The organism is Ciceribacter sp. T2.26MG-112.2 (assembly GCF_900492205.1).
Lineage (GTDB): Bacteria > Pseudomonadota > Alphaproteobacteria > Rhizobiales > Rhizobiaceae > Allorhizobium > Allorhizobium naphthalenivorans_A.
In genome coordinates, this window is sequence record NZ_UEYQ01000013.1 from 87,292 (window position 1) to 94,510 (window position 7,219).

A 7,219-nucleotide genomic window follows, 5' to 3' on the forward strand; every position below is an offset into this window, starting at 1 on the left:
CCATGGCGTTGAACGCGATCGTCGCCGGAGACATCAGGAAGACACCGCCGCTCGTGCTGCTGCACGGTTTCGGCGGCGGCGCCTTCACCTGGAAAAAGGTCGTGGCCGGGCTCGAAGCCGCCCAGCCGGTGATCGCCTATGACATGCCCGGCCATGCCGGCTCGCTGCATGCCGACGGCATCGGCGGGGCCGGTAAGATGGCCAAGGCCATCCGCAACGACCTCGACCTGCGCGGCGTCACCACCTTCCACGTCGCCGGGCATTCGCTCGGCGGCGCGACCGCAGCGCTTCTGGCTCTTCGGGAGCAGAAGCGGGTCTTGAGCGCGACGCTGCTCGCGCCCGGCGGGTTCGGCCCGGCGATCAATCACCGCCTGCTGTCCCATTACGCGCAGGCCGAGACCCATTTAGACCTGATCTGGGCGCTGGAGGGGATGGCCGGCTTCAATGCCTCCATCGACGACGACCTGGTCGACGACATGCTGGCGGTCCGCCACCTGCCCGGCGCCCGCGAGGCGCTCGAGCAGATCTTCGAGGCGATCACCTTTGTCGCACCGAACGGTGAACGGCTACAGGGCGAACTGCCGCTGGGGGCGCTGGCCGCATTGACCATGCCGATCCGCGTGGTCTGGGGCGGCGAGGACTGCATCCTGCCCTGCTGGCAGGCGGAGCGACTGCCCGGCAATATCGCGCTGACGCGGATCGCCACCGCCGGACACATGCTGGTGGAAGAATATCCGGCGCGGATCGCCGAACTGCTCGGCGAGGCGACGGCCATCGGCCGCGACAATCCCGCCGGTTGACCGAGAACGCTGCCCGAATTAATCAATCGAATGATTTTTTTGCGGAGGCAGGCATGGTCAGACAGGCATCGGGGGCGGCCGCGACGCGGGCATCGCTGATTTCGGCTGCGCTCGAACTGTTCGGCAATCATGGTTATGACGCCGTGTCGACACGGCAGATCGCCGACCATGCCGCCGCCAATATCGGCAGCATCGCCTACCACTTCGGCGGCAAGCCCGGCCTGCGCAAGGCCTGTATCGAGCATGTGATCGGGATCGTGCATGAGAGCCTTGGTCCTTCGCTCAGCCAGTCGCTGCCGGCGGCTCTCACTGCGGATGAGGCGCTGGACATGCTGGACGGCATGGTCGGCACGATGATGCGGATCGGCGCCTCGCGCCCCGACGCCGACCTGCTTTCCACCTTCATGACCCGGGAGATGATCGTTCCGGGTGAGGTCGATGGCCTGCTCTACGAGCGGATGGCAAGACCGTTGCACGAGCGTTTCTGCCAGTTGTTCGCCATAGCGGTGGGACGGCCCGAGGCGCCCGAGGCCTATGCGCTGACGGTCTTCTCGCTCCTCGGCCAGTCGGTCTTCTTCCGCATCTGCAAGCCGGTCGTGGTCAAGCGCATGGGCTGGGCGGGCTTCGGGGTCGACGAGGCGCAGGCCGCCATTGCCGTCTTTTCCGACAATCTTCGGGCGATCGTCGAGCGCCACCGCGCACAGAACCACCGCTGAGCGTCAGCCAAGAAGAATCTGGTGATGCTCGTGGCGCAGTTTGACGGCGGCGTCGACCAGGGCGTAGCGGTCCCATTTCAGCTGCCAGGCACCGGGCTCGCCACTGACCGAAAAGAGATTGTAGCCGGCCGGCGGTTTCGGGGCACCGGGACCTTGCGAAGCCGAGGCGATGCCGACGACCGGCACGCGCTTTTCGCGCCCCTCCAGCCAATAGAGCGTGTTGAGATGGGTGTGCCCGTGCAGCACCAGTTCGGCGCCGCCCAGGGAGACCGCTGCGGCGAAGCGACGAATGCCGATCATGCGCTTGTGCGAGGCGGCGGCCCCGCGGATCGGCGGATGATGGATCATCACCACGCGGAACAGGCCTTCCTCGCCGGCGGCCTTGAGCAGGGCGGCGGTCTCGCGCGCCTGGCGGGCGCTAAAATAGCCGGTGGCGGAGAAGGGGGGCGTGGCGATCGAGGTGGAACAGCCGATCATCGCCACGGGGCCACGGCGGCGGATATAGGGAAACAGCTTGTAGCCTTCCCGCCAGATCAGCGGGTCGTCATCGCCGCGCATGTAGTCGTACCAGGCCTGCACCGCCTTGTCGTGCGCGCCGGGCACATAGGCGTCGTGATTGCCGGGAACCACCGAGGTGTCGAGCGGCGCACCGGCCTCGCGCAGCCATTGGGCGACGAGACGGATTTCGATGCCGGAGGCGAGATTGACCATGTCGCCGGTGATCGCCAGGTGGTCGGGCTCGTGCCGGCGCAGGTCCTCCATCACCAGATCCAGCGCGTTGGTGAAAAGATGCTTGCGCCTATTGCGGTGCCAGTTCACATAGCCGGTGATGCGCTTGGAGGCCAATTCGCGGATGGTCAGGTTCGGGAGCGGACCTAAGTGAACATCGGATATATGCGCGAGTTTGAACATGGCGCCACTCTTAAAGACGCGGCGTGACGGGAGCAAGAAGAATGAACCAGCCAATCGGCCTGGATGAGCGGACCGGATTTCGCCGGCGCCTGTTGCTGAAGGTGCTGCACAGCTATTTCGCCCTGTCGCGGGGCATGACGCTCGGCGTGCGGGCCGCCTGCTTCAACCCGCAAGGCGAGATTTTTCTCGTGCGTCACTCCTATGTGCCCGGCTGGTACATGCCGGGCGGCGGCGTCGAACGGAACGAGACGGCCCTGGCGGCGCTGGAAAAGGAATTGCGGGAGGAGGGCAATCTGGAGCTCACCGCGCCGCCGCAGCTTTTCCATGTCTATTTCAACCGGCGCATCAGCCCGCGCGATCATGTGCTGCTCTATCGCACCGAGGTGATCCAGACGGCGCCGCGGGTTGCCGATCGCGAAATCGTCGAGTCCGGTTTCTTTAATCCGCGCGACCTGCCGAAGGACGTGACCTCCGCCACGCTGCGGCGGCTGGCGGAGTTGAGCGGCGAGGTCAAGCCCGCCGACGTGTGGTAAGCTCCGTCTCCGACAACGCTTCCCGCCCATGCGGACGGTCCAGGTCGAGGGCAGGGCCGACGGGCACGATGCCGGTCGGATTGATGGTCTTGTGGCTGCGGTAGTAGTGGTGCTTGATGTGGCGGATGTTCACCGTCTCGGCCACGCCCGGCGTCTGATAGAGATCGCGGACATAGGCCGAGAGGTTCGGATAGTCGGCGATCCGGCGGATGTTGCACTTGAAGTGGCCGACATAGACCGGATCGAAGCGCACCAGAGTGGTGAACAGCCGCCAGTCGGCTTCGGTCAGGCGTTCGCCGAACAGGTAACGGCGAGTGGCCAGGCGCTCCTCCAACTGGTCCAGCATGGCAAAGAGCGGCGTGACCGCGCTCTCATAGGCGGCTTGCGTGGTGGCGAAGCCGGCCTTGTAGACGCCGTTGTTGACCGCGTCATAGATACGGTCGTTGAGCGCATCGATCTCTTGGCGCAGGTCGGCGGGACAGTAATCGCTGTCCGATCCGGTCAGGCCGTGGAAGGCAGTGTTGAACATGCGGATGATGTCGGCGGATTCGTTGGAGACGATCGTTCCCGTCTGCTTGTCCCACAGCACCGGCACGGTGACGCGGCCGGAATAGCTCGGGTCGGCCTTCAGGTAGATCTGGTAGAGAAAGTCCGAGCCGAACAGGTGGTCGACGCTCGCGCCGTCGCGGTCGTGGAATTCCCAGCCGTTTTCGAGCATCAGCGGATCGACGATCGACAGCGAGATCAGGTCCTCCAGCCCTTTGAGCCTGCGGAAGATCAGCGTGCGATGCGCCCAGGGACAGGCGAGCGACACATAGAGATGGTAGCGCCCTGCCTCGGCCTTGAACCCGCCGGTGCCCGTCGGGCCGGCGGTACCGTCGGCGGTGACCCAGTTGCGAAACTGCGCCCTGGAGCGCTCGAAGCGGCCGGCGGTGGATTTCGTGTCATACCAGACGTCGTGCCAGACGCCGTCAACGAGCATGCCCATCGGCGCTCTCCTGTGAGTTGTTCATGTCCTGCTCCATAGATACGCCTCGGCGCGGATATTGGGAGATGCCAAGGGGTGAACACTGCGTTTTTCCATTGGACGGCCGGAAAATTTGCTGCTATCCGGGATTTCGCAAAAACGGATGACCCTTATTCCATGACCGCACGACGGACCTTGCGACGACGCTGATGCTTCCCGAACGCCCTTGCGGCGTTGTCGAGAACCCATATCTCCGTCTGTCCTTACGGTCCGGTCATCCATGAAAAACAACGGTCTTGTCTACCTCACCGAGGATGCGTCGCACGACGCGGTCATCGAACACATCAACGAAGAAGCTTTCGGCCCCGGCCGGCATACCCGCGCCGCCGCCCGCATCCGCGAGCAGGGGCCGCATGACCGGCACCTGTCCTTCATCTGCGCCGACGACGGCGAGACCATCGCCTCGGTGCGCATGACCCCGGTGATGGCTGGGACGGTCAAGGGCCATCTGCTCGGGCCGCTCGCCGTCCGTCCCTCGCACAAGAACCGGGGGATTGGCCGGGAACTGGTGCGCATCGCCATCGAGGCGGCGCGCCGCGCCGGCTCCGAAGCCGTCATCCTGATCGGCGATCCGCCGTATTACATGCCGCTCGGCTTCGAAAAGGTGGCCTGGAAGGCGCTGGATTTTCCGGGTCCGGTCGATCCGGCGCGCGTGCTGGTCGTGCCGCTCGGCGTCGACGTACACGAGCGTCTGAAAGGGCCGATCGCCTGGCGCCCGGCGGATGACGGTTGGGAGTGCGAGGCGGCCACGCAGGGCCGCCCGGCTTATCGTTTCAAAGTGTCGAGTCGTAGTTGACCGGCACCCAGTCGAAATTGCTGTCGTCGCGCCTGACATGCCCGATGCCGGGAAACGCGATATGGGCGCCGGCGACCAGATAGCCCTCGGCCACCGCCTCGTCGAAGGCTTTGGCCCGTGCGGCGATCGCAGCGTCCTTGTCGTGATCAAATTCGATTGTCACATCCGGCTGGTCGAACTGCAGAACGTCGCCATGGGTGATGTCGCCCCAGAAGACGATCTTGCTGCCCTGGCTTTCCACCACGATGGCGCTGTGGCCTGCCGTATGGCCGGCCCTGAGGATCGACCCGAAACCAGGCAGAACATCGCCGTCGTCGGCGAAGGTCTCGAAACGGCCCGCGTCGATATAGGGTGTCAGGGCGGCATGGGCCTCAGTGAATTGCGTCTTGATTGCCTCCGCCGCCTTCTGCCGTTCGGCTGGATCCCGCCAGAACGCCGCCTCGCGCTGGTTGACATGCAGGGTGGCGTTTTCAAAGACGCGCTTGCCTTCGATGGCCAGACCGCCGGAATGGTCGGTGTGGACATGGGTGAGAATCACGTCATCGATATCGGCGGCGCTGTAGCCGGAGGCCTCGATATTGGCGACGAGATGGCCGAGCGAAGGTCCCAGGTATCTTCCGGTGCCGGCATCGATCAGCACGAGCTTTTCGCCGGTGTTGACCAGGAAGGCGTTGACCGAGGTCTCCGTGGGGTTGCCCTGGAAGGCGGCGGCAAGGGCGGCTGTTGCCTCTGTCTCGGTGGTGTTTCGGTAGAGCTTGGCCAGCGGCAGGGAAATGGTGCCGTCGGACAGGGCAGTGACCTCGACGGCGCCGAGGTTCAGACGATAGAAGGCCGGTGCCTGGCGCGCCGCAAACGGCGCCTTGGCAGAGGCCGACAGCGGCAGGGTGGCTGCGGCGCCGGCGGCCAGCACCGCGGTGCCGGCAGTTTTCAGAATGGATCGACGTGTGTGCATGGTGGCACTCCCGATTGTTCGATAGGACGAGGCGGCCTTGCAAGAACCTTTCAAACAGGTATCTATGGCGGGGTCAGCAATCAAATCGATGCGGCTCATGGACACTATCGATCATTTCAATCTGCGTTCCTTCGACCTCAACCTTCTGGTGGCCTTCGATGCCCTGATGGCGGAGGGCAGCGTGACCAAGGCGGCGCGGCGGCTGAAGATCCAGCAGCCGGCGATGAGCCATGCGCTCTCGACGCTCCGGGTGCTGTTTCAGGACGAGCTGTTCCTGCGCAATGGCCAGACCATGCAGCCGACGGTGCGGGCGCGTAGCTTGTCGGGGCCGATCCGCCAGGCGCTGAAGCAGGCGCAGACGGCGCTGACGGCGGCCGATATGTTCGATCCGGCGACCGAGCAGCGCGTCGTGCGCGTCGGCATGTCGGCGGAGGTGGAGCTGTTACTGCTTCCGGACCTGACGGCGCGGCTGCGCCGGCTGGCGCCGGGTATCAAGGTGCTGGCGCGCGGCTGCCAGCCGGACGAGGTGGACCGGATGCTCGACGGCGGTGCCATCGATCTTGCCGTCGGCTGCACCTATGCGCAGGCGAGCCGGCGGATCTGCGAAGTGCTGTTCGACGCCGAGGTGGCCTGCTGCTACAATCCTCAACTGCTCAAGCTGGATAACCCCGTGTCCATCGAGGCCTATCTGGCAGCCGACCACGCCGTCATCTCGCAAACGGAAAGCCTGCACGGCTGCATCAAGGAAGCGCTGGAATTTGCCGGCGTGGAGTTGAACATCGTCACGGCTGCGCCCGATTTCATGTCGGTTCTGGCCACGGCGCGTATCAGCCCGGTGATCGCCACGGTCTCGGCGCGCATCGCCCAGCGCTACGGGCCGCTGCTGGGACTTGTCACCAGCCCGGTGCCGCTGACCTTGCGGTTCCTTCCGGTCGCCATGGTCTGGCCGACCCATTCCGACAACGATCTTGCCGGGCGCTGGCTGCGCCAGCAGATCCGCGAGGTGATGAGCGAGACCCTGACGGTGACGCCGGCCACGACAATGACAACCAGCCTTAAAATCGCTTCATGAGCCAGGTGATGGCGTAGTCGCCGGTGAAATTGTCGATGCTGCCGAAGGTCTTGTAGCCCTGCCGCTCATAGGCACGGCGGGCGTCGGGATTGATCGTGTCGATATAGGCACCCTTGCAGCCGCGCGCCTTCGCCTCGTCCTCCGCCCTTTGCAGCAGCGCACCGGCCAGCCCCTGGCCGCGCCGATGCTCCGGCACGAACAGCATTTCCACATAGAGCCAGCCGCGCCCGGTATAGGCGACAAGGCCGCCCTCGACCCGTCCTTCCGCATTGGTCAGCGGAATGAACAGGTCGCGCCGGTCGGTCGGCCCGAGCAGGGCATTGTTGTGCGCCTTGATCCCGGAAAGGATGGTTTCACGGGCGTCGTCGGGGACGGTGTCGGAGAGGGGGAGGATGGGGCATGGGGTAAGGG

The 7,219-nt window shown here is 65.0% G+C and carries 9 protein-coding genes; 5 read left to right on the plus strand and 4 right to left on the minus strand.

The genetic code is table 11. The features are described 5' to 3' along the window. The first annotated feature begins 2 nt into the window (after positions 1 to 2). Both DYZ14_RS17060 and DYZ14_RS17065 read left to right on the plus strand, forming a co-directional pair. The gene (locus tag DYZ14_RS17060; RefSeq protein WP_154721797.1) at positions 3 to 800 is read left to right on the plus strand and encodes an alpha/beta fold hydrolase; all 798 of its coding nucleotides are present in this window, start codon (positions 3 to 5) and stop codon (positions 798 to 800) included. A gap of 53 nt (positions 801 to 853) precedes the next feature. Beyond that, positions 854 to 1,516, plus strand: a complete 663-nt coding sequence (locus DYZ14_RS17065; RefSeq protein WP_154721798.1) for a CerR family C-terminal domain-containing protein — start codon at positions 854 to 856, stop codon at positions 1,514 to 1,516. Between the two features lie 3 nt (positions 1,517 to 1,519). Here DYZ14_RS17065 and DYZ14_RS17070 read toward each other — a convergent pair whose 3' ends face one another. Further along, a complete protein-coding gene (locus DYZ14_RS17070) occupies positions 1,520 to 2,428 on the minus strand; it encodes a metallophosphoesterase family protein (protein ID WP_154721799.1) in 909 nt (302 codons plus the stop codon). A gap of 41 nt (positions 2,429 to 2,469) precedes the next feature. Between DYZ14_RS17070 and DYZ14_RS17075 the strand changes: the two genes are divergently transcribed. Further along, entirely contained in the window at positions 2,470 to 2,961 is a 492-nt protein-coding gene (locus DYZ14_RS17075; protein ID WP_154721800.1) for an NUDIX domain-containing protein, read from the plus strand. On the opposite strand, the gene DYZ14_RS17080 is transcribed toward DYZ14_RS17075, so the two are convergent. Further along, entirely contained in the window at positions 2,939 to 3,949 is a 1,011-nt protein-coding gene (locus tag DYZ14_RS17080) for a glutathione S-transferase family protein (protein ID WP_154721801.1), read from the minus strand. The two genes, DYZ14_RS17075 and DYZ14_RS17080, sit on opposite strands and share 23 nt — an antisense overlap. 259 nt (positions 3,950 to 4,208) lie before the next feature. On the opposite strand from DYZ14_RS17080, the gene DYZ14_RS17085 reads away from it, so the two are divergent. Next, a complete protein-coding gene (locus DYZ14_RS17085) occupies positions 4,209 to 4,784 on the plus strand; it encodes a GNAT family N-acetyltransferase (RefSeq protein WP_154721802.1) in 576 nt (191 codons plus the stop codon). Here the strand turns inward: DYZ14_RS17085 and DYZ14_RS17090 are convergent. Further along, positions 4,762 to 5,736 (minus strand): MBL fold metallo-hydrolase, encoded by a 975-nt coding sequence (locus DYZ14_RS17090; RefSeq protein ID WP_154721803.1) that lies wholly within the window; start codon positions 5,734 to 5,736, stop codon positions 4,762 to 4,764. The genes DYZ14_RS17085 and DYZ14_RS17090 overlap by 23 nt on opposite strands. Positions 5,737 to 5,833: 97 nt before the next feature. Between DYZ14_RS17090 and DYZ14_RS17095 the strand changes: the two genes are divergently transcribed. Then, entirely contained in the window at positions 5,834 to 6,808 is a 975-nt protein-coding gene (locus tag DYZ14_RS17095; RefSeq protein WP_154721804.1) for a LysR family transcriptional regulator, read from the plus strand. Here DYZ14_RS17095 and DYZ14_RS17100 read toward each other — a convergent pair. Then, positions 6,792 to 7,202, minus strand: a complete 411-nt coding sequence (locus DYZ14_RS17100) for a GNAT family N-acetyltransferase (RefSeq protein WP_154721808.1) — start codon at positions 7,200 to 7,202, stop codon at positions 6,792 to 6,794. The two genes, DYZ14_RS17095 and DYZ14_RS17100, sit on opposite strands and share 17 nt — an antisense overlap. Between the last annotated feature and the right edge of the window lie 17 nt (positions 7,203 to 7,219).

Coding starts and splice junctions, on each gene's coding strand:
- DYZ14_RS17060 (WP_154721797.1), top strand. CDS start 3: ATGGCGTTGAACGCGATCGTCGCCGGAGACATCAGGAAGACACCGCCG.
- DYZ14_RS17065 (WP_154721798.1), top strand. CDS start 854: ATGGTCAGACAGGCATCGGGGGCGGCCGCGACGCGGGCATCGCTGATT.
- DYZ14_RS17070 (WP_154721799.1), bottom strand. CDS start 2,428: ATGTTCAAACTCGCGCATATATCCGATGTTCACTTAGGTCCGCTCCCG.
- DYZ14_RS17075 (WP_154721800.1), top strand. CDS start 2,470: ATGAACCAGCCAATCGGCCTGGATGAGCGGACCGGATTTCGCCGGCGC.
- DYZ14_RS17080 (WP_154721801.1), bottom strand. CDS start 3,949: ATGGGCATGCTCGTTGACGGCGTCTGGCACGACGTCTGGTATGACACG.
- DYZ14_RS17085 (WP_154721802.1), top strand. CDS start 4,209: ATGAAAAACAACGGTCTTGTCTACCTCACCGAGGATGCGTCGCACGAC.
- DYZ14_RS17090 (WP_154721803.1), bottom strand. CDS start 5,736: ATGCACACACGTCGATCCATTCTGAAAACTGCCGGCACCGCGGTGCTG.
- DYZ14_RS17095 (WP_154721804.1), top strand. CDS start 5,834: ATGGACACTATCGATCATTTCAATCTGCGTTCCTTCGACCTCAACCTT.